At 42.8% G+C, this 1,572-nt stretch carries 1 protein-coding gene; it reads left to right on the forward strand.

The genetic code is table 11. From position 1 onward, the window contains the following. Positions 1-160 precede the first annotated feature (160 nt). Positions 161-1,414, forward strand: a complete 1,254-nt coding sequence (locus tag BKD12_RS16610; RefSeq protein WP_176731001.1) for a transposase — start codon at positions 161-163, stop codon at positions 1,412-1,414. The last annotated feature ends 158 nt before the right edge of the window (positions 1,415-1,572 follow it).

Raw genomic sequence — 1,572 nt, forward strand, 5'->3', positions numbered from 1 at the left:
CTTGAGTTTCCGCAGAATTATCCTCATAAGACAAATCTGCTGCGTTTATTATCCACAACTTTCAAAAAATGCCCAAAATATAAGGAATCCTGTTCCTTTTTGATGTAAAATTAAGCTACCAAACAAAAACCTTACTAAACAGAAAGAAAGGGGATTCCTTATGGCTAATTCTACATCAATTACTTACCGTTTGAAAAGAAAAATTTTGACTTTTACAAATAAAATCTCCCGCAGACTTTCGAAACCGGACCGGAAGTTTACAGCAGATATGGTTTATGGCATTCTGGCATCCAGAAGCTGCCTGCTCACTGATATTTCCGACCAGCTTCATGAAACGGCACAGAAGGCGAATACTGTAAAACGACTTTCCAATCATCTTTCAGAAGGAACGCCGGCTTCTGCGGCTGCTTCTTATCTCCATACCATAAAGAGACTCGTTCCCTCTGAACCAGTGGTCCTCATTGATGAAAGTGATATCGTAAAACCAGATGGAAAACAGTTTGAAGCTCTTGGTATCGTTCGCGATGGTTCTGAAAGCACACAGACGAAAAGCGTTTATAAAAAAGGATACCATGTAACAGAGGCCTGTGTTCTGACTGCCGGCAAGCATCCTGTCAGCGTTTTTTCTATGATCCATTCTTCTGCCGAAAAAGACTATAAATCTGTAAACACGATCACGTTTGATGCAATCAGACAGGCCGCTGCTCTTTTCGGAAAAGCCACCTTTGTTATGGACCGCGGTTATGATGACAATAAGATGTTTCTCATCCTCGGCCAGCTGAAGCAGGATTACGTGATCCGCCTGAAATCCAACCGGAAACTTCTTTATCACAACAAATGGACAAAGGCAACCGAACTGCGGAACCGGAGAAAAGGAAAAGTCAAAGCGGATGTTTTCTATAAGGGAAAAGAGCATACCGCATATCTTTCCCACGTAAAGGTTCAGATCACTGCCTCACGGAAAAATATTTATCTGGTCCTGGTCTATGGGATCACGGAACATCCCATGATGCTGGCTACAAACAAAGAGATCCGTTCAAAGGATGATGTGATCCGCATTGCCAGGGCCTACTTTTCCAGATGGCGGATTGAGGAATATTTTCGCTGTAAAAAGCAGACCTATCAGTTTGAAAACTTCCGTGTAAGGAAACTGGAAGCCATTAATGCACTTAACTTTTATATTACTTTAGCTATGGCATTTTTAGCGCAGGAAGAATTAAGTTCTGAGACAAACGCCCTGAAAGTTTCAATCATACAGGAAGCAGATCCGATCAAGGATAAAGTCAGTTTCTGCTATTATCGGCTGGCAAAAGGCATCTCCGGCATACTGTCATATGCCAAAGAGGGCATCCGGCTCTGGTACCGGACAAAGCGTCCGGCGTACCGTCAACTATGCCTTAAGCTGACCGTTTGAATAGATAAAAGAATATGTCTCCCCAAGCCCGGTTCCGGCGGGGCTTATTAAAGTGCCTCTATTCTTGGTACTGCCATTCTAGGACTCTCAAAAAAACGGCAGATTAGTACTTTGGGAAGACATACTCATCTTTTTATTGCAATTCGCGGAAACTCAAG

Origin of the sequence: Merdimonas faecis (assembly GCF_001754075.1) — a bacterium.
GTDB lineage: Bacteria > Bacillota > Clostridia > Lachnospirales > Lachnospiraceae > Merdimonas > Merdimonas faecis.

Bases quoted from the DNA above. Each gene is read 5' to 3' on its own strand.
- BKD12_RS16610 (WP_176731001.1), top strand. From the start codon at position 161: ATGGCTAATTCTACATCAATTACTTACCGTTTGAAAAGAAAAATTTTG.